The sequence below is a fragment of the Luteimonas sp. YGD11-2 genome (genome assembly GCF_004118975.1).
GTDB lineage: Bacteria > Pseudomonadota > Gammaproteobacteria > Xanthomonadales > Xanthomonadaceae > Luteimonas > Luteimonas muca.
The window spans coordinates 117,487-135,627 of sequence record NZ_CP035376.1 but is presented as its reverse complement, the minus strand read 5'-3'; the positions used below and the strand labels follow the sequence as shown (position 1 = coordinate 135,627).

Annotated in this window: 16 protein-coding genes; 9 read left to right on the top strand and 7 right to left on the bottom strand. The window is 70.5% G+C overall.

Going from position 1 to position 18,141, the window contains the following annotated elements; translation table 11 throughout:
- Window positions 1-124 precede the first annotated feature (124 nt).
- A complete protein-coding gene (locus ERL55_RS00635) occupies window positions 125-1,819 on the bottom strand; it encodes a M28 family peptidase (protein WP_241685795.1) in 1,695 nt (564 codons plus the stop codon).
- Window positions 1,820-1,879: 60 nt separating this feature from the next.
- Window positions 1,880-2,581 (bottom strand): winged helix-turn-helix transcriptional regulator, encoded by a 702-nt coding sequence (locus ERL55_RS00630; RefSeq protein ID WP_129134701.1) that lies wholly within the window; start codon window positions 2,579-2,581, stop codon window positions 1,880-1,882.
- Window positions 2,582-2,698: 117 nt separating this feature from the next.
- Between ERL55_RS00630 and ERL55_RS00625 the strand changes: the two genes are divergently transcribed.
- Genes ERL55_RS00625 through ERL55_RS00615 form a run of 3 tightly spaced genes read left to right on the top strand, consistent with a single transcriptional unit; the run spans window position 2,699 to window position 4,692 of the window.
- Window positions 2,699-3,367 carry a glutathione S-transferase family protein gene (locus tag ERL55_RS00625; protein WP_129134700.1) on the top strand — a complete coding sequence of 223 codons (669 nt, stop codon included), beginning with the start codon at window positions 2,699-2,701 and terminating at the stop codon, window positions 3,365-3,367.
- Between the two features lie 33 nt (window positions 3,368-3,400).
- A complete protein-coding gene (locus ERL55_RS00620) occupies window positions 3,401-4,204 on the top strand; it encodes a VOC family protein (protein WP_129134699.1) in 804 nt (267 codons plus the stop codon).
- Entirely contained in the window at window positions 4,201-4,692 is a 492-nt protein-coding gene (locus tag ERL55_RS00615) for a VOC family protein (RefSeq protein ID WP_129134698.1), read from the top strand. The genes ERL55_RS00620 and ERL55_RS00615 overlap by 4 nt, the downstream gene beginning before the upstream one ends.
- A 310-nt stretch (window positions 4,693-5,002) precedes the next feature.
- On the opposite strand, the gene ERL55_RS00610 is transcribed toward ERL55_RS00615, so the two are convergent.
- Complete coding sequence (locus tag ERL55_RS00610) at window positions 5,003-8,446, bottom strand: amidohydrolase family protein (RefSeq protein WP_129134697.1); 3,444 nt, start codon at window positions 8,444-8,446, stop codon at window positions 5,003-5,005.
- A gap of 131 nt (window positions 8,447-8,577) precedes the next feature.
- Here ERL55_RS00610 and ERL55_RS00605 point away from each other — a divergent pair, with 131 nt between their 5' ends.
- The 3 genes from ERL55_RS00605 to ERL55_RS00595 all read left to right on the top strand — a co-directional run bounded on the left by ERL55_RS00605 (window position 8,578) and on the right by ERL55_RS00595 (window position 12,163).
- Window positions 8,578-9,069, top strand: coding sequence for a YetF domain-containing protein (locus ERL55_RS00605; RefSeq protein ID WP_129134696.1), 492 nt, complete (start codon window positions 8,578-8,580; stop codon window positions 9,067-9,069).
- Between the two features lie 80 nt (window positions 9,070-9,149).
- Window positions 9,150-10,352 carry a glycosyltransferase gene (locus ERL55_RS00600; RefSeq protein ID WP_129134695.1) on the top strand — a complete coding sequence of 401 codons (1,203 nt, stop codon included), beginning with the start codon at window positions 9,150-9,152 and terminating at the stop codon, window positions 10,350-10,352.
- A 149-nt stretch (window positions 10,353-10,501) separates the two neighbouring features.
- On the top strand, window positions 10,502-12,163 hold the full coding sequence (locus ERL55_RS00595; RefSeq protein ID WP_129134694.1) for a hypothetical protein: 1,662 nt from the start codon (window positions 10,502-10,504) through the stop codon (window positions 12,161-12,163).
- Window positions 12,164-12,216: 53 nt separating this feature from the next.
- Here the strand turns inward: ERL55_RS00595 and ERL55_RS00590 are convergent, their stop codons facing one another.
- Window positions 12,217-13,116, bottom strand: coding sequence for a MerR family transcriptional regulator (locus ERL55_RS00590; protein ID WP_164972076.1), 900 nt, complete (start codon window positions 13,114-13,116; stop codon window positions 12,217-12,219).
- A 106-nt stretch (window positions 13,117-13,222) separates the two neighbouring features.
- On the opposite strand from ERL55_RS00590, the gene ERL55_RS00585 reads away from it, so the two are divergent.
- The 3 genes from ERL55_RS00585 to ERL55_RS00575 all read left to right on the top strand — a co-directional run bounded on the left by ERL55_RS00585 (window position 13,223) and on the right by ERL55_RS00575 (window position 15,186).
- Window positions 13,223-13,744 (top strand): fasciclin domain-containing protein, encoded by a 522-nt coding sequence (locus ERL55_RS00585; protein ID WP_206733387.1) that lies wholly within the window; start codon window positions 13,223-13,225, stop codon window positions 13,742-13,744.
- Between the two features lie 35 nt (window positions 13,745-13,779).
- On the top strand, window positions 13,780-14,007 hold the full coding sequence (locus ERL55_RS00580) for a DUF378 domain-containing protein (protein WP_129134691.1): 228 nt from the start codon (window positions 13,780-13,782) through the stop codon (window positions 14,005-14,007).
- 315 nt (window positions 14,008-14,322) lie between these two features.
- Window positions 14,323-15,186: a type II toxin-antitoxin system RelE/ParE family toxin gene (locus ERL55_RS00575; RefSeq protein WP_129134690.1), complete on the top strand. Its 864-nt coding sequence runs from the start codon at window positions 14,323-14,325 to the stop codon at window positions 15,184-15,186.
- 77 nt (window positions 15,187-15,263) lie between these two features.
- On the opposite strand, the gene ERL55_RS00570 is transcribed toward ERL55_RS00575, so the two are convergent.
- From ERL55_RS00570 to ERL55_RS14800, 3 genes are all read right to left on the bottom strand, one after another.
- Complete coding sequence (locus ERL55_RS00570) at window positions 15,264-16,568, bottom strand: NAD(P)/FAD-dependent oxidoreductase (protein ID WP_129134689.1); 1,305 nt, start codon at window positions 16,566-16,568, stop codon at window positions 15,264-15,266.
- A complete protein-coding gene (locus ERL55_RS00565) occupies window positions 16,555-17,121 on the bottom strand; it encodes a YdeI/OmpD-associated family protein (RefSeq protein ID WP_129134688.1) in 567 nt (188 codons plus the stop codon). Before ERL55_RS00565 ends, ERL55_RS00570 begins: the two co-directional genes overlap by 14 nt.
- A gap of 214 nt (window positions 17,122-17,335) precedes the next feature.
- Window positions 17,336-18,082, bottom strand: a complete 747-nt coding sequence (locus ERL55_RS14800) for a hypothetical protein (RefSeq protein WP_164972075.1) — start codon at window positions 18,080-18,082, stop codon at window positions 17,336-17,338.
- Window positions 18,083-18,141 lie beyond the last annotated feature (59 nt).

Sequence of the window (18,141 nt, the reverse complement as noted above, 5' to 3'; positions counted from 1 at the left end):
GCGGCTGCGCTGCGTGCGCAGCCGTGCCGTGCCGGCCCCCTCCCGCCACGGGAGGGGGTGGCACCGCACCCGTGACGACCCCGGCGCTGTATGTACGCTGCCGGTACCGCGCCGCTTGGTGCCGTTACCGATCGGCCCGGCGTTGCCTGCGCTGGTCGGCACTCGCCTCGCGGACACCGCGGAACTCGCTGTCCGCATCCCACTGTGGCCACGCCTTCGAATCCGCGATCGCCCGCACCAGGCGCAACACGACAGTGGTATCCGCGGTCGGCCCGCGCATGTCCCAGCTGTCGTCGAATTCGTCGCCCGGCTGGTGGTAGCGCTCGGCGAAGTAGCGGGCGCGCGCAGCCAGGCCGCCTTCCACGCCACCCTCCAGCTGGTCCATGCCCGGCCCCACGGTGATCGCCGGCACGCCCGCCTGCGCGAACGCGAAATGGTCGGCGCGGTAGAAGAACCCCGCCTCGAGATCACGATCGCCGGAATAGCTGCGGCCTTCGGCCTCGGCGGCAGCGGCCAGTGACCGCTCCAGCGACACCCGCCCCAGTCCCCAGCTCGAGATATCGCGGGTCGGCCCGTCCGGGCTCCACATTTCCATGTTGATCGCAGCGGCGGTGGTCGCCAGCGGACGCAGTGGATTGGCCGCGTAGTACGTCGCGCCGAGCAGCCCGCTTTCCTCCGCGGTCAGCACCAGGAACAGCACGCTGCGCGCGGGCGACGGCCCGTCGCCCAGTACCCGCGCGATCTCGATCATCGAGGCGATCGCGGTGGCGTTGTCGACCGCGCCATTGATGATCGCGTCGCCGCTGGCGTCCGGTGTGCCGATGCCGAAGCTGTCCCAGTGGCCGGACACGATCACGGTCTCGTCCGGGCGCTGCGCCCCGCGCAGCAGGCCGGCGACGTTGCGGCTGGTGATGCGGCTGCGCTCGACATCGAACGCGGCCGAGAACGTCGCATCGCCCAGCGCGTGCGCGCGGAAGTCCTGCCGCTGCGCGGCGCCCTTGGCGTCATCGAAGGACACGCCGGCATCGGCGAACAGGCGTTCGGCGGTGGCGCGCTGGATCCAGCCGCGCACCTTCAGATGGTGGCCGGCGGCATCGGCGCGCACGATGTCGAACTGCGGCGCCGCGCGACCGTTGCGCACCGTCGCCCATGGATACGCCGCCGGTTCGGTCTCGTGCACGATCAGCACGCCGGACGCGCCGCGCTTCGCCGCCTCGAGGTATTTGTAGGCCCAGCGCCCGTACCAGGTCATCGCGCGGCCGCCGAAACGGCCCGGCGCGGTCTCGAAGTCCGGATCGTTGACCAGCACCACCACCACCTTGCCGCGCACGTCGAGGCCGGCGTAGTCGTCCCAGTCGAGTTCGGGCGCGCTGATGCCGTAGCCCGCGAACACCAGCGGCACATCGCGCAGGTCGACGTCGCCATCCGGATGCAGGGTTTCCAGCGCGATGTCGTCGCCGTTGGCGAGTTCGCGGCGGGTGCCCGCGACCGTGAAGGCCGCGCGTGCCGGGCCGGTGATCGCGGTGCGTTCCAGCGTCACCGCCTGGGTCCAGCCGCCACCCTCACCGGCGGGTTCCAGCCCGACCGCGGCGAACTGCGCGCTGATCCAGGCGACGGTCCTGTCCTCGCCGGGCGTTGCCGGGGCGCGGCCCTCGAACTCATCTGACGCGAGCACCCGCAGGTGCGCGGCGAGGTTGTCGCTGCTGATGCCGCCGGCAGGCGCGGCCGCGCCGGTCGATGACGTCGGCGTGGCCGCGCACGCGGCCAGCGCCAGACTGGCGATGATCACACCGGTGACGCGCTGCTGCATCGGGTTCATCCGCTGACGGGAGCAGGCCCGATAGTGCACCAGCGCGCGCGGCGGCACCCGAACCCCGCCTCAGTCCGCGGGTGCCGGCAGTTTCGGCGGCAATGCGAAGCAGTCGATGAAACGCTGCGCCAGCGCGCGATCGCCTTCCAGCCGCAACCGGCCCTCGGCCTCGGCGGCCCCGAACGGACGTTTGCCATGGACCAGGCCGATGAAGGTGCCGGTATCGGTGTCGAACACCACGTCCGCCCCGGCGCCGTCGCCACGTTCGATCTCCAGACCCGTGGGCGAGAGGTGGCCGGTGAATACCGCGGCGGGAAAGCGGAACCGCAGCGTCATCGACAGCGGCTCGCGGGCCGCGCGCAGCATAATGCGCAGCGACAGCATCGCCGACACCGGCGACAGTGGCAGGGCAGGGTCGTGGCTCGGCGAGCGCAGCGCCCAACGGCCCAGGGCGTGGAAGATCGGCTCCGCCTCCCGGCCCCAGTCGGTGAGCTCGTACACCTGCACCGCCGCCGGTGGCGGCAGCCGCCGCCGCTGCACCACCCCGGAACGCTCCAGCCCATCCAGGCGCTGGGTGAGCACATTGGCGCTGAGGCCGGGGAGGTCGGCGCGCAGCTCGGAGAAGCGGCGCGGGCCCAGCATCAGCTCGCGGATCACCAGCAACGCCCAGCGCTCGCCGACGAATTCCAGCGCCAGCGCGGCACCGCAGGCGTCCTGGTACCAGCGCTTCGGGGCGCTTTCGTCGGGCAAGGTGATTTTTTCTGACTTCATGGTTGTTTTTTATAACCTGATGCGCATAGGATCGGCCACGGCCCGGTGGCCCGCTCCGTTCCACCCGCCGTACCGCCAGGGACTTCCCCCGCTGGGGACACCATAGGGATCAAGCGCATGCCGGTCGACCAGAACGCAGCCCTGCGCATCACCGCATTCGAATGGGTGCCCCGCTTCGCGCGCGGATTCGTCCGCGACCTGCGTCCGCGCTGGGCCTGCGAGGAACTCGGCCTGCCCTACGCCACGCGCCTGATCAGCGCCACCGAGCGCCCGGACTGGTATTTCCGCGAGCAGCCCTGGGGCCAGGTGCCGGTGCTCGAGGACGACGCGCTGACCCTGTTCGAAAGCGGCGCCATCCTGCTGCATCTGGGCGAACGCGACACCCGCCTGCTGCCGCGCGACCGCGAAGGCCGTGCGCGCGTGCTGTGCTGGTTGTTCGCCGCCTTCAACTCGATCGAGCCGGTGTTCATGGAGATCGCCAACGTCGAGATCTTCTGCCGGGACGAACCCTGGGCCGTGCTGCGCCGTCCGGGCCTGCTGGCCGAAGCGGGCCAGCGCCTGGATCGCCTTGAAGCCGCGCTGGGCGACCGCGACTGGCTGGCGGGGGGCTTCAGCATCGCCGACATCGCCATGGTCACGGTGCTGCGCGAAGTGGGCGAGACCGGCCTGCTCGACCATCGCCCGGCCCTGGCCGCGTACCTGCAGCGCGGCATCGCGCGTCCGGCGTTCGCCGCCGCGCTGCACGCGCAACTGGCGGACTTCCAGGCCGAACCCACCGCCGCATAGGCCCCGACGCACCCATCCAGCGAGGTAGCACCGATGTCCAATTCCCACGGCGAATGGATCTGGTTCGAACTGCTGACCCGTGATGCCGACGCCGCACAGGCCTTCTATGGCGACGTGCTCGGCTGGACCGCCCGGCCCAGCGGCATGCCCGATGTCGACTACCGCCTGCTGCACGCCGGCGACGACCAGGTCGGCGGGCTGATGCGGATGCCGGCGGACATGGGCAGCGGCCCGGTCTGGCTGGGCTACGTGGCGGTGGACGATGTCGACGCCAGCGCGCGCACGTTCGCCGAGGCCGGCGGTGCCATCCAGATGCCGCCGTTGATGCTGGACGGCATCGGGCGCATGGCGATGGTGAGCGACCCGCAGGGCATCGCGCTGTACGTCATGCGCGGCGAAAGCGATGCGACCAGCACCGCATTCCGGCAATGCATGGGCCAGACCGACGACCGCGCCCTCGGCCACGTGGTCTGGTGCGAACTCACCACGCCCGACCCCGATGCCGCGATCGGCTTCTACGCCACTGCCCTGGGCTGGCGCCAGGACGGCGGGATGCCGATGGGCGGGCTCGGCGAGTACCGCTTCCTGCACGCGGCCGGCAACTGCTTCGGCGCGGTGATGGGCCCGGTGCCGGGCAGCGAACCGGGCTGGCTGTTCTATATCCACGCCGCCGACATCGACCAGGCGCAGCGCCGGCTGCTGGCCGCCGGCGGCGAGGTGCTGCAGGAACCACAGGAAATCCCCGGCGGCCAGTACGCGCTGGTGGCCCGCGACCCGCAGGGCGCGCGTTTCGGCCTGGTGGGGCCGCGCGCCGCACACACGGAGCACCTGCCATGACCGGACTCGTCCCCTGCCTGTGGTTCGACAACCGCCAGGCACGCCATGCCGCGGAGTTCTACGCCTCGCTGTTTCCCGACAGCCATGTCGACCGCGTCGTGGCCGCCCCTGCCGACTACCCCGACGGCAGCCAGGGCCAGGAGCTCACGGTGGATTTCACCGTGCTCGGCCGTCGCTTCCTCGGCCTCAACGGCGGCCCGCACTTCACGCCCAACGAGGCGGTGAGCTTCCAGGTGCTGACCGACGACCAGGGCGAGACCGACCGTTACTGGGACGCGATCATCGGCAACGGCGGCCAGGCCAGCGAATGCGGCTGGTGCAGGGACCGCTGGGGCTTCTCGTGGCAGATCACCCCGCGCGTGCTGATGGAGGCGATGGCCGACCCCGACCGCGACGCGGCCCGCCGCGTGATGGAGGCGATGATGACGATGCGGAAGATCGACATCGCCGCCATCGAGGCGGCGCGCGCCGGCCTCGGAAGCGACTGATGGCATTCGTGCTGTACGGGCACCCGTTCCCGTCCCATACCCGGACGGTCCTCGTCGCGCTCCAAGAGAGCGCCCTCGCTCGAGTTCCGCTGCATCGCGCCGGACGCGGCAGCACGGGATCGGGGAGCACCCTCACCCGCCCCTGCGGGCACCCTCTCCCGCAGGCGGGGAGAGGGGTCACGGCGCGGGAGGGCTGCAGATACAGGCGTGGGTGGAGGCGTTCCGTCGCAACATGAGGGGTGCGCAGCACACCCCCTCGCCCGCAGGCGGGAGAGGGTGCCCCGGCAGGGGCGGGTGAGGGCGCTTTCCCTCAGTGCACGCCGTGGCAGACCGCGGTCGGGCCGAAGGCTTCGCCGAAGGTCTGGCCCTGGCGGTGGTGCTGCCAGTAGAACGTCGGCGCCGGCACCGCCTGGTTGCCGATCTCGGCCATGTCGGCGGCGACGTCGAACAGGCGGCCATCCACCATCACGTAGCGGGTATCGGCGGTGTGGCGGATGTTGTCCAGCGGATTGCCGTCGAGCACCACCAGGTCGGCGCGCTTGCCGGCTTCCAGCGAGCCCAGCTGCGCCGCCATGCCGATGTAGTCGGCGCCGTCGATGGTGGCCGCGCGCAACGCCTCGAAGTTGCTGAAGCCGCCCTGCGGCAGCATCCAGATCTCCCAGTGGGTGGCCAGGCCCTGCAGCTGGCCATGACCGCCGACCTGCACCTTGACCCCGGCATCGCGCAGGCCCTTGAGCGCCTTCGCCACCTCGATGTGGTGGTAGTCCCAGTCCGGTGCGATCTCGCGGCGGATCGAACGCGCATCCAACGTTTCGCGCGGGAAGAAGCGGTTGAGCTTGGGGTCTTCCCACACGTTGTCGCGGGCATAGAACCAGTACTCGCCCGACAGCCCGCCGTAGCTCACCACCAGCGTCGGCGTGTTGCGCACGTCGGTTTCCTTCCACAGGTTCACCACGTCGCCGTAGAGCGGCGCGATCGGCAGGTTGTGCTCGATGCCGGTGGCGCCGTCGAGGATCATCGTCATGTTGTGGTGGAAGGTGGAACCGCCCTCCTCGACCACCAGCATGCCGAGCTCGCGCGCGGCCTGGTTGACCTGCTGGCGCTGGTCGCGGCGCGGCTGGTTGTAGCTCTTCACCGAGAACGCGCCATGCGCCTGCATGCGACGCAGGTGGCTGCGCGCGTCGTCGAGCGAATCGATCTCCGCCTTGTAGCCGCCATCGGCGCCGTAGAGGATGGTGCCGGTGGAGAAGATGCGCGGGCCGACCATGCGCCCGGCCTGCACCAGCTCCGCCTGCGAGAACACGAACTCGCTCGTGGCCGACGGGTCATGCAGCGTGGTCACGCCGAAGGCGAGGTTGGTGTAGTACGCCCAGTTCTGCTGCGGCACCACGCCCTGGCCGAAGTGCGACGCGTGCGCGTGCACGTCGATGATGCCGGGCATGATCGTCTTGCCGCTGGCATCGATCACCCGCGCGCCGGCCGGCACCTCGATGCTGCCGCGCGCGCCCACCGCGCGGATGGTGTTGCCCTCGAGCACGATGGTGCCGTTCTCGATCACTTCCTGCTGGTCCTCGGCGTTGCGCATGGTGACGATGCGCGCATTGGTGAACGCCACCACCTCGCGCGGCGCATGCACCGGCGCCTCGAGGCCCACCGCAATGCCACCGCCGGGCGCGGGCGTGGCGATCTCCTGCGGTGCACCCGGCAGGAATGCAAAGGTCTCGTCGAGCCGGCGCGAGTGGTAGCGGTCGCCGACCATCCAGTGCAGCGACTGCGAATCCGCCGCCCAGTGCAGGTAGCTGCCGACATCGGCACTCACCTGGCGCACCGGCAGCGCCCTGGTCTCGCGCTCGAGGGTGATCACCCGGCCGGTCTGTGGCATCGGCGCCACGTAGGCGTTGAACAGTTCGCTGAAGGCGACCCACTTGCCGTCGGGGCTGAGCTGCACCGAGTCCACGTACTTGAGGTCGAACACCTCGCGCGGGTCCTCGCCGTGCAGGCCGACGGACATCAGCTTCTTTTCCATGCCGCCACCGCTGAGGTAGAGCACGCGGCTGCCGTCATGGTTGAACTGCGGGGCCTGGCCGGACTCGGCCACGCGCACCGGCTCGCCACCCGCCGCCGGCACCACGTAGATGCCGCGGTCGCCCGACCACAGGCTGCCGGTCAGGCCGCCACCGCCGCTGCGGGCATAGACCACGTGGCGGCCATCGGGCGAGAAGCGCGGGTGGTAGTAGAAGCCCGGCTGGGTGGTGAGCTTGCGGCCGGCCGCGGTGCCGCCGGCAGCACGCACGTGGATCGCACCCAGGCCGGCATCCGACCAGGTGGTGTAGAGCAGCTGGCGGCCGTCGGCGCTGAAGCTCGGCTGGTATTCGTACACGTCGCGGCTGGCGGTGAGCCGCCGCGGGGTGCCGCCCGGCAGCGGCTTGCGCCACAGCTGGCCGAGCGCATGGAACACCAGCGTGCCGCCGTCGGCGGAGGTGGCGACGTCGCGGATCATCCGTGGGGCGAAGTCACCTTCCGGCAGCGTCTGCGTGAAGCGCAGCGGCTCCGCCACCACCTGTTCCACCTGCGCGGTGAACGGGATCCTGGTGGCGTCGCCACTGGCCATGTCGATGCGCCACAGCCCGCCCTGCGCCCAGATCACCACGCTCTTCGAGTCGGGCATCCAGTTGAAGCCGGAGTACGGGCCGAAGATCGACCACGCCTCCTGCTGGTCATGGCTCAGGCCATCCCACACCGGGCGCACCTCGCCGCTGGCGATGTCGAGGCGGTGCAGCACGCTGGCATCGCGCACGCGCTTCACGAACGCCAGTGTCTTTCCGTCGGGCGACACCTGCGGGCGCACGGCGCCGCCGGGCGTTGCCACCACGGTGTCGGTGCTGCCGGTCTGGCGGTCGAAACGCTTGATCGCGTAGATCACCCCGTGCGGGTCGCGGTTGTACTGGAACTCCGGACCGGGGCTCACATCCTGCGAGTAGTACACGTAGCGTCCGTCGGGCGAGACCGCCGGTTCGCCGATGTCCTGCTGGTCGTTGGGTTTCTCCACCAGCTGCATGCCGGTGCTGGTGCCGGCGGCATGGAACATCCACAACTCTCCGGCGCCCAGCGAGCGCGTCGCGGTGAAGTGCTTGCGGGCGACGATGTACTGCCCGTCCGGCGTCCACGCCGGGTTGTTGAGCAGGCGGAAGGTCTCGGTGCTGACCTGGCGCGGGTCGCTGCCGTCGGCGGCGATCGTCCAGATGTTGTTGCCGCCGCTGCGGTCCGAGGTGAACGCGATGCGCGTGCCGTCCGGCGACCAGCGCGGCTGGATGTCCCAGGCGCGGCCGGAGCTGATGCGGGTGGCACGTCCACCGGCGACGGGCATGCGGTAGAGGTCACCCAGCAGCGAGAACACCAGCTCGCGGCCGTCGGGCGAGACATCGACGTCCATCCAGGTGCCTTCGTCGGTCTCGAAGCGCACGGTCCTGGCGGCGCCCTGCACGCTTTCGACATCCCACTTCGCCGCATCGCCGGCTTCGGCGTCGTCACGCAGGCCGCGCGCACTGGCAAGCGGCGCCTGGGCATGGTCCGTGCCTGCCGCATCGAGGGCGTCCTGCTCCAGCTCGACATTGGGATCACGGCGCTCGTCGCGCGCCTGGTCATCGGCCTGCGCATCGGGTGCCGGCGTCGGCTGCGGGTGCGGCTGCTGCGCGAGCACCGGAGTGGAGGCGAGCGCGCAGGCCAGCGCGAGGGCGAGGATGTTTCGGGTCATGCGGCGGGTCCGGCTGGGGCAAACCATCGACCTTAGCGGTGACCGGGGCCGCCGGCGCGGGACAAAAGTCCCGGTTGCCGCGGCCCGCGCCTTCACGCAACCCGTGCGGACACCGTTCCAGCATCCACCGCATGGAACTCCTCCCTGACGACTGGGGCAGCATCTGGGCGCTGGACACGCCGCTGCTCGAACTGCTCGTGCGCGGCGGCGTGCTGTATTTCGCCATCCTGTTGCTGCTGCGGGTGATGCCGCGGCGCACCGGTGGCGAGCTCGCCACCATGGACCTGGTGCTGATCCTGCTGATGACCGAGGCCGCGACCCACGCACTGGGCGACTACACCTCGCTGGGCGATGGGCTGTTCGTGATCACCACGGTGATGGTGCTCAACTTCAGCGTGAATTTCCTCAGCTACCGGGTGCCGTGGATGGAGAGGCTGGTCTCCTCGCCGCCGATCCCGATCGTGCTGGACGGCAGGATCCAGCGCCGCAACATGCGCCGCGAATTCGTCACCGAGGACGAGCTGGAAAGCCACCTGCGCCAGAACGACATCGACGACCTCTCGCAGGTCAAATGCGCCTATGTCGAAAGCGAAGGGCAGATCACCTTCGTCACCCGGAAATAGGCGATGCAGCGGTCGGCGTCTGCGCGGCGTGGCATTGCGCGCCCCTTGGCCATGCACGCGCACCCGGGCGACATCGCTGCATGCGGCTGCTGATCCTCACATGCGGCACCGAGGGCGACACCCGGCCGCTGGCGGCGCTGGGCCATGCGCTGATGCAGGCCGGACACGACGTGCACCTGCTGGCCGACGCCGCCACCCTCGGCATCGCCCGGACACTGGGCCTGCCGTCGACGGCGCTGGCCGGCGACATCCGCGCCACCATCGCCGCCGACGGCGCCATGCGCCGGATCACCACCAACCTCGCACGGCTGACCATCCAGCACACCGATGCCTGGCTGCAGCAGGCGATCGCGCTGGGTCGCGGTTGCGATGCGGTGATCGTGTCCGGGCTGACGGTATTCGTCGGCCAGGCCGCCGCGGATGTGCTGCGGGTGCCGGCGATCGGCGCGATGCTGATCCCGCTCTCGCCCACCGGCGAGTTCGCGTCACCGTTCCTGCCGCTGCCGGTGCCACGCGCGCTCAACCGCGCCAGCCACTGGCTGTTCGGGCATGCCAGCTGGCGGCTGTTCCGCCCCGCCACCAACCGGGCGCGCCGGCGCGCCGGGCTGCCGCCCCGGCGCGGCCTGCATACCGCCTACCCGATGCTCTACGGCATCTCGCCGGCGCTGCTGCCGCCGCCCGCCGACTGGCCGCTCGATACCCACGTCTGCGGCCAGTGGGTGCCGCCCGTGCCGGGGTGGGTGCCTCCGCCCGGGCTGGTCGAATACCTCGACGCCGGCGAGCCACCGGTCTACGTCGGCTTCGGCAGCATGGGCGGCTTCGACAACGCGCGCCTGCTGCGGGCGGTGGTGGGCGCGGTGGGCAGTCGACGTGCGCTGTTTTCCGCGGGCTGGAGCGGCATCGACGCCAGCGCACTGCCTGCGAACTTCCATCCGGTCGGCCATGTGCCGCATGACTGGCTGCTGCCGCGCTGCGCGCTGGCGATCCACCACGGCGGCTCCGGCACCACCCATTCCGCGACCCGGGCCGGCATCCCCTCGGTGATCGTGCCGTTCGCCGGCGACCAGTTCTTCTGGAACCAGCGCCTGTGCGCACTCGGGGTGATGCGCCACACCCTGCGCGGCCGCACCATCACCGCGGACCGGCTGGCCGCCGCGCTCGAACATGCGGAAAGCACCGACGCCCGCCAGCGCGCGACGGGACTGGGCACGCGCATGCGCGACGAGGACGGCACCGCGGCGGCGGTGAAGCTGATGGAGCGTTACGCGATAACCCCCGCCTGACGTTCCAGCGCCGGGATCGTGCGATGACGCTCAAGAGTCGTTCGCAGCGGCCGATACGCACAGGAGGGCCGTCGTCTGCATCAGCGGGCGCATCAGGGATGTCATCGCGTTGCCGTCAGGCCGCGAACGAGAGCACAAAGGGGGCTGCCATGAATACCCAGTTCGAGTTGTCCGCGCCCGCGGATAACCGCGTTAGCAACATCAGAATCGCGAACACGTTCCATTTCGCGGCAGGCGCCGCGTTCGGACTTGCTGGACTGGCAATGCTTTACCTGGCGCAGGTCACCTTGCGCGACGACTCGTTCACGTTTGACGTGGCCCGTCAGTTCGGGATCGCAGTCACCCTGTTGCTGATCGGTGGTCTCAACGTGGCCCGGTCGATGCGCTTCTGGGCGTTCCGCTTCAACGACGATGACGTGACCCATCCGGGTCCGGTGGTCAACGGAAAGCAGGCCACGCGAGATTATCTGTCCACACTTCTGGATGAAGGAGTGCGGCCCGGCGCCGGCTATTCCGGCGCCATTGGCGGACTTCTCGCGGTCATCTCTCCCCGTCTGGAGATGGCGCCGCCACCCGTGCGATTTCATGCCTATGTGCAGGCGTTGCGTGCGGTCAACCTGTCGGTACTCCTCATCGGCTTCGCCTTGGCGTGGGTGATGGCCGATGCGAGCGTGTTGCCTTACATGGCGATGGTGTTCTTCGTGTTCGCCATTGCGGTAGTGAGGCCACACGAAGCGGCTCGAGCAGCGATGGGGGCTGCGTCTGAGCCCCAGCTGACGTCCGTGCCCAGCTTGGGCAAGACCATCGCATTGCTGGCGATCGCTGTGTTGGGGCCCACCAGTCTCGCTTTGCTGGTCAGCCAAGGCGTACTGCCGCCGGCGCCAGCAGCCCTGTCATCCCTCGCATTGCCCACCCTGGCCGTCCTCGTGCCGGCACTTGCCGGCAGCGCATTGTTCTTCCTTGCTCTGTCACGACAGACGCGGGAACTGTCCCAGTCGACGGTGAAGCGACGCTGGGATAGCAGCTTCCGCGTGCCAGACCGCACTGACGGCGTGTTGACGCATCTCGAGCGCCACGTACCGGATCCCAAAACATGCCATCACCGCTCGTTCCGCGTCGACGGTAGCGAAGAAGGCAGTCTGCATGGTCGTTTCATCTACGAGACGCGTCCTCTGCTTGCCACGGCGGGTACCGGCTCGCTGGCACACGTATTCCGTCAGGCGTGGCGCGAGGCCCCGACTCGCCCACTCGTCGTCTTGGACATGCTCGGCCTGCTGCTCGGACTCGCTTCATGCGCGGTTTTCGTGCGCTACGGGACAGCCGGCGGATACAGCCTCTTGGCCATGGGAGTCGGACTGTTGTCGTCGGCGCATTTCTGCATGCTCTCGGCTCACAAGCTGTGGAAACGCGCAGACTTCCACTCCTTGGTTTATGAGGTCATGGTCGATGCCGAGTTCGCGCAGATCCGGCGCACCCAAGGCAACACAACACTGGGCGGCGGTACGTACACCGACAACGCTCTGAATGTGAAATCCGGACGGCTGGCGGCCCGCGTGGCGCGCATGCACAGCGTAAGTTTCGGCCCCCGTGAGCCGCGCTATACGACTTCGATCGACCTGGACATCGCCACGACCGACTATCTCCTCACCGAGGCGCGTGCCTACCGCGACCAGGTGGAGCAGCGAACGTCCGAGTTCAGCGCGCTCCAGCAAACTCAGCAACATGCGCATACGCCGGCGCCCCGCCTCGCCCCGCCGGAAATGCCGTCTCACGCGCTCGCAGCGCCGCCCACGCAAACCACCGAGGGTTGACTGCGGACGGCGGCCGAAGGTCTGCTGGCCGCGCCAAGGGAGGATCCGGTCAGTCAGCGCGAGGTGCGCCTCGCCGCGGCCCGACGCCGGATCAGCGCCGTCAGTGCGCCGGGGTCGATGACAGCCTGGACGCGTTCGACCCCCACCGCCTCGGCGAGGTAGCGCGCATTGGCGCCGCCCAGCCACACCGGCACGTGCGGGGCGAGTGCCGCATCCAGCGCGCGCAGTTCGGCCAGCGCCTGCGGTGCGTGGCCGGGGTCGATGGAACTCACCGCCACCGCCGAGGCCTCGAGGCGGGCGGCCACCGTGGCCAGTTCCACCGCCGGCAGCCCCGTGCCCAGGTACAGCACCGACGCGCCGGCATCGTGCGCGTGCAGTGCCGCGCCGAGCAGGCCGAGCTCGTGCGGTTCGCCGGACAGGGTGGCGAACAGCACCCGCGGCCGCACCGCACCGGGCTGCTGGGTCAGCACCGACATCAGCCGCGCACGCAGCAGGCTGCTGACCAGCCGTTCCTGGGCGATCGCCAGCCGCCCGTCCGCCCAGCGCACGCCGACCTCGCGCAGCAGCGGCGACACCACGCGCGCCACCAGCACCGCGACCGGCAGCGTCGCGATCGACACCGACAGGTCGCGATCGAACTCGTCGATGCGGTAGTCGGCGATCGCATCGAGCATGCGCCCGGGCAGCGCATCCAGCCCGCCGTAGCCGGTATCGCGGCTCTCCTCGGCAAGGCGCTCGAGGGCGGCATCGTCGAGCGCGGCCAGGTCGCGGATCGGATGGCCGCGGGTGGTCAGGCGATGCAGATGGCAGAGGCGATCCACCATCGCCGCGTCGTACAGGCGCCGGCCGGCGTCGTCGCGATGTGGGACCACGGCGGCATGGCGCCGCTCCCAGGCGCGCAGGGTCTCGGGCGTCAGCCCGGTGAGCTCGGCAGTGGCCTTGACCGGAAACATGACCTGCAATGTACAGGCTTCGTACAATTCCGTGCTGGACAACCGATTAACGGCGCCACGGCGAGGATGGGCCCTGTCAACCAACAGGAGCTTTCCCATGAACCGCATCAACCCGTCCCTCCGATCCCTCGCCCTGGCGCTCGCGCTGTGCCTGGCCGCCCCGGCGGCATTCGCAGCCCAGCCGTCGACCGGAACCGCCTCGCCGGCCACCCGCGCCTCCGCCGATATCGTCGACACCGCCGTCGCCGCCGGCCAGTTCAAGACCCTGGCCGCCGCGCTCGATGCCGCCGGCCTGGTCGATACGCTCAAGGGTGCCGGTCCGTTCACGGTGTTCGCCCCGACCGATGCGGCGTTTGCGGCGCTGCCGGCGGGTACCGTCGACAACCTGCTCAAGCCCGAAAACAAGGCGCAGCTGGTCGCGCTGCTGACCTATCACGTGGTGCAGGGCCGGGTGCCGGCCGCGCAGGTGGCCAACATGGACAGCGCCACCACCGTCAACGGCGCCGATGTGGCCATCCGCACCAACGGCGAACGCGTCATGGTCGGCAACGCGAATGTGGTCAGCGCCGACGTGATGGCCAGCAATGGCGTGATCCACGTCGTCGACAAGGTGCTGATGCCGCGCTGAGCGCGCGCGCTTCCCTACCCGCAAGGAGACAGACCATGAAAGCAATCAACATCGTGACGCTGGTGCTGGTGATCGTCGGCGGCATCAACTGGGGCCTGGTGGGCGCGGCCCAGTTCGATCTCGTTGCCGCGATCTTCGGCGGCCAGGACGCGCTGCTCGCACGCGTCGTCTACACCCTGGTCGGCCTGTCGGCGCTGTGGCAGATCATGCCGCTGATGCGTGCCGGCAATACCGGCGAAGTGCACGCGCAGGCGCGCCGCTGAGTCCCCACGCCGTCGTCCGGTTCTCCAGTGCCGGCGGCGGTCCGCCAGCCCTGCGGTCTGCTCCCCCGCAGGGCTGGCACCTTCTTCCGCGAAGCCGCCCGAGGGCGGCTTCGTGCTGTCGGCCAATTGGCGTCTCCGGTCCCGGTGATCGCCGCGCCGCGGCGCCAGCACGATCGATCGTCCGCTGCCCTCGTGTGGCCGCGTCTCACATCGGCGTGCCGCGGAAAGCGCGACTGCGCGCGGTAGGATGCGGCTCCGTCGAACGCACGCTGCCCACCGCATGAAGGCCCGCCATCCCGACGCCACCATGGCTGCATGAGCAGGGCGTCGACGCGGGCCGCGAACGGCCATCCATCCCGCAGCGATCGCGTGCAGCGCCCGATCGCGGTGCTGGCCACCGTGGGACTTCACCTGTGGCTTGCGTGGCTGCTGCTGTCCAGCACGCCGATGACCCCGAACGACCCACAGGGCGCCGAAGCCGGCAGCCCGATGGTGGTGGATTTCGTCGGCCTGACGCCGCCGCAACCGGTGCAGGCGCCACACGCGAGCCCGCCACCCCCGCGGCCGCGCGCACCTGCCCGCGCCGCGCCCTCACGCGTGCGCACCACCGAGGTCGCCCGCGCCGACGACGCGCGTCCGCCGGACGCCGACACGCAGGCTCCGTCCATCACTGAAGCATTGGCCCCGATGCCGGTTCCGGAGCCGACACCGCCGGCACCCGCGCCGGTCGCCGGTGCCGCCACCAGTCCACCCGCGCCGCAACAACGCCAGCACACCTGGGGCCAGCCGCCGGGCATGCTGCCGCGGGAAACCGCGCCAGTGAACGCCGGCAGGGGACGCAACGTCGCCGCCGGCCGCGGCCGTGGCCACGACTCCTCCAGCGGGCCCAGTCTGGAAGCCGGCGGCTACCAGGTGACCTACGACCTGCGCAGCGAAACCCGCCTGCGCGCCTGGCGCGACGCCGGCATGACCGAAGTCTTCTTCCCCCTGCCCGGCACCCGCCAGCGCATGGTCTGCCCGCTGGAAACCGCCCTGCGCCGCGAATCCGGCCCCTGCCGCCTGCTATCCCCCGACGACCCCGAACTCGCCAGCATCGGCGACGCCCGCGAGGTCATCACCATGCACGGCGTCTACCGCCGCGGCGAAATGCTCTGGCGCGGGCCGGGGGCGTACCGGTGACAGCGACGACCTCGCAGGCGGGCACGCGCCTGTACCCAGGCGCGGCGGGCGCCGTGCGGACGCCACCCCGCGTTGTATCAATCCAGCCGGATCGACGCCCGCACGCGTGAGTTGAGGCGGTCGACCAGCCACAGGAGGCCGCCGCGCCAGAAGCCGTGGATGCGGGCCTGGTGGCTGCGGTAGAGCATCACGTGGCTGAGCTGGGCGAGCTTGCCGCGGAAGGTGAGGCCGTTGAACAGGCCGAACTGGCCGAGCGAACCGAAGGCGTCGTAGTCGCCCAGCGACACCAGCGCGCCGAGGTCGCGGTAGCGGAAGTCCGGTACCGGCCTGCCCTGCAGCGCGCGCGGCAACGCGTCGATCAGGTAGCGCGCCTGCTGGTGGGCGACCTGTGCGGTGGGCGGTAGCGGGCGCTCGGCGCCGGGCAGGGTGAGCGCCGCGCAATCGCCGAGTGCGTAGATGGCGTCATCGCGGGTGGTCTGCAACGTCGGGCGCACCACCAGCTGGTTGCTGCGGCTGGCCTCGAGACCATCGAAGTCGGCGAGGAAGTCCGGCCCCTTCACCCCGGCGGCCCAGACCTTGAGGGTGGCCGGCAGGGTGCTGCCGTCTGCCAGCACGAAGGCGTCGGCCGTGGCCGCTTTCACCTGGGCGCCAACCAGCACGCGGATGCCGATCGACTCCAGGCGCGTGCGGGTGGCGCTTGAGATGTCCTCCGGAAACGCGGCAAGCAGCCGCGGCCCGGCTTCGACCAGGGTGATGGTGACCCGCCCGGCGAGGTCCGGCGCGCCGTAGGCCGTGGCCGACTCCAGCAGCTGTACCAGTTCGGCCGACAGCTCAACGCCGGTCGCGCCACCGCCAACCACCGCGATGTGCAGCGGCGCGTCCAGGGTCGTCGATTGCAGCAGCCGGATGCGCATCTCGCGACCGAAGGCATCGGCCTGGCGCCGTGAATCGATCCGCCAGCAGTGTTCGGCCACGCCCGGGGTGCCGAAATCATTGGCCTCGCTGCCGATCGCCAGCACCAGCAGGTCGTAGCCGACGCGGCTGGCCGGCACCAGCAGGCGCCCGTCGCCCGCGTGCTGCGCGGCCAGCAGGATCTCGCGGGCGGACCGGTCCAGCCCGCACAGCTCGCCTGGCCGGTAGACGAAACCGGCATCGCGCGCCTGCGCGAGATAGGCGGTCTGCTGCTGCGAGATGTCGCGGGTGCCGGCCGCGATGGTGTGCAGCATCGGCTTCCAGACATGCGCCGATTCGTGGTCCACCAGCGTGATCGATGGCGCAGCGCTGCGGCGGCGCCAGCGCCGCCCCAGCGTGCTGGCGATTTCCAGCCCGGCCACGCCGCCGCCGACGATCACGATCCGTGCTGGAGTGTTAGCCGTGGGCATCAGTCGGGGCCTCGGGCGGCCCGAGATTGCCCCGGCTGTACATGCCGGAGCGGTCGAAGCAGCAGGCGCGGCGCTGGCCCGAGGCCAGCTTGTCGCAGGCGGTGGCGATGCGTTTGACGCGGGTCGCGGCCTTCTTGCCCGACGTCACCCACTGGATCCAGTCGCGGCGGGCGAGCGGGGTGATGTCGTCCCAGGTGGCCCTGGCGGCGGGGTTCGCCGCGAGGGCGGCATCGAGGTCCGGCGGTACAACGGGCTCGGGTTCCTGCGTGACCGGCATAACGTCCAGCGCCACCGTGTCACCCGCCCGTGCAACGGCCGCCCCGAGCAGCGCGGGTCCGACCCTGAGCCAGTGGCTGCCCTGCCCGTCCGGCTCCAGCGTGGCCTGGAACGCTGCCCCGGCAAGCGTGCCCTCCACCGAGACCTGGCTGCGGGTCGGCAGCTTCGAGCTGGCGGACCCCGGCACGACAAGGAAGGCCCAATCGGCATCCGCCGGCCGTGCGGGCCGCTGCAGGCGTGCTTCGAAGCGAACGCGGGCGGGCGCGCGGCTGGGCATGCGACCCAGCGTAATGGCACCCGCCGCGGGTGGCTACTGTGGATCCGGCATGGATGTTCCCGGCGTAGGCGCCGGGGTCCTGCTGCAGCGCGGCGGCTGCAGGTGCGGTGTCGCATGGGGCCGGTGGCGACGGTGCCCGGACAGGGCGCGTGGATCGCCAGTGCGGACGGCGACGTCCGGTCCCGCGGTCGCCGATCGCGCGTGAGCGTGCGCCCTACTGGTCCAGGAGTTCCGGCAGGTACGACAGGCCGTCGCCGACTTCGTCGATGCACAGGCGCGGGTTCGCGGCCAGGCGGGTGTGGCGCTGCGGGCCGGGCGCGTCGTCCTCGATGCTTCCGGGCCGGGTCCACGCGCGGCCCGTGAGGTGGTTGACGCTGGTGGTCATGGTTTCCCCGCTCGCGCGATGCAGATGCATGTCGTCGTAGCCGACCAGCCGCATGCAGTCGCCTTCAAGGCGGAACGTGTGCGACACCTGGCGCATGCTCCAGGTGCCGGCGCTGGCCCAGCTGCGAAGCGCCACCGACCAGGTCCGGTTCGGGTGGATGGTCACGGCATGGGCCGGGTCGTCGTCGAGGTAATCGTCCATCACCGGCGACTCCGGCCGCGGCACCAGCGTGTGGTTGTGCATCACCCGGCGCCAGCTGCCGTCGGGCTGTGCAAGTACCGCCACCAGCATGCGCGGATTGGTGTCGAAGCGATCGGGCCCGAAGCCGCTGTTGTCGATGACATTGGCTGGATCGTCCATGCGCAGCACCAGCAGGGCGTCCTCCCGGTCATCGGCATCCAGCCGGCCGCGCGCGAGGTGCTCGAGCCGCCAGCCTGGCGGCGCGAACGCCTCGGTGGTCGCGGCGCGTTCCGCGATGGCGGGATAGGTGACGTCGGGCACCTCGAAGCCGCGCGCCAGCGCGGGCATGAGGCAGCAGGCGATCGTGAGCAGCAGGCAGGCGGGATGTCGGAGCATCGCAAACCTCGGATCTCGGATCTCGGATGTCGAGCACGATCCTGCCGAAGTGGGGCCTG

Coding starts and splice junctions, on each gene's coding strand:
- ERL55_RS00635 (WP_241685795.1), bottom strand. CDS start 1,819: ATGAACCCGATGCAGCAGCGCGTCACCGGTGTGATCATCGCCAGTCTG.
- ERL55_RS00630 (WP_129134701.1), bottom strand. CDS start 2,581: ATGAAGTCAGAAAAAATCACCTTGCCCGACGAAAGCGCCCCGAAGCGC.
- ERL55_RS00625 (WP_129134700.1), top strand. CDS start 2,699: ATGCCGGTCGACCAGAACGCAGCCCTGCGCATCACCGCATTCGAATGG.
- ERL55_RS00620 (WP_129134699.1), top strand. CDS start 3,401: ATGTCCAATTCCCACGGCGAATGGATCTGGTTCGAACTGCTGACCCGT.
- ERL55_RS00615 (WP_129134698.1), top strand. CDS start 4,201: ATGACCGGACTCGTCCCCTGCCTGTGGTTCGACAACCGCCAGGCACGC.
- ERL55_RS00610 (WP_129134697.1), bottom strand. CDS start 8,446: ATGACCCGAAACATCCTCGCCCTCGCGCTGGCCTGCGCGCTCGCCTCC.
- ERL55_RS00605 (WP_129134696.1), top strand. CDS start 8,578: ATGGAACTCCTCCCTGACGACTGGGGCAGCATCTGGGCGCTGGACACG.
- ERL55_RS00600 (WP_129134695.1), top strand. CDS start 9,150: ATGCGGCTGCTGATCCTCACATGCGGCACCGAGGGCGACACCCGGCCG.
- ERL55_RS00595 (WP_129134694.1), top strand. CDS start 10,502: ATGAATACCCAGTTCGAGTTGTCCGCGCCCGCGGATAACCGCGTTAGC.
- ERL55_RS00590 (WP_164972076.1), bottom strand. CDS start 13,116: ATGTTTCCGGTCAAGGCCACTGCCGAGCTCACCGGGCTGACGCCCGAG.
- ERL55_RS00580 (WP_129134691.1), top strand. CDS start 13,780: ATGAAAGCAATCAACATCGTGACGCTGGTGCTGGTGATCGTCGGCGGC.
- ERL55_RS00575 (WP_129134690.1), top strand. CDS start 14,323: ATGAGCAGGGCGTCGACGCGGGCCGCGAACGGCCATCCATCCCGCAGC.
- ERL55_RS00570 (WP_129134689.1), bottom strand. CDS start 16,568: ATGCCCACGGCTAACACTCCAGCACGGATCGTGATCGTCGGCGGCGGC.
- ERL55_RS00565 (WP_129134688.1), bottom strand. CDS start 17,121: ATGCCCAGCCGCGCGCCCGCCCGCGTTCGCTTCGAAGCACGCCTGCAG.
- ERL55_RS14800 (WP_164972075.1), bottom strand. CDS start 18,082: ATGCTCCGACATCCCGCCTGCCTGCTGCTCACGATCGCCTGCTGCCTC.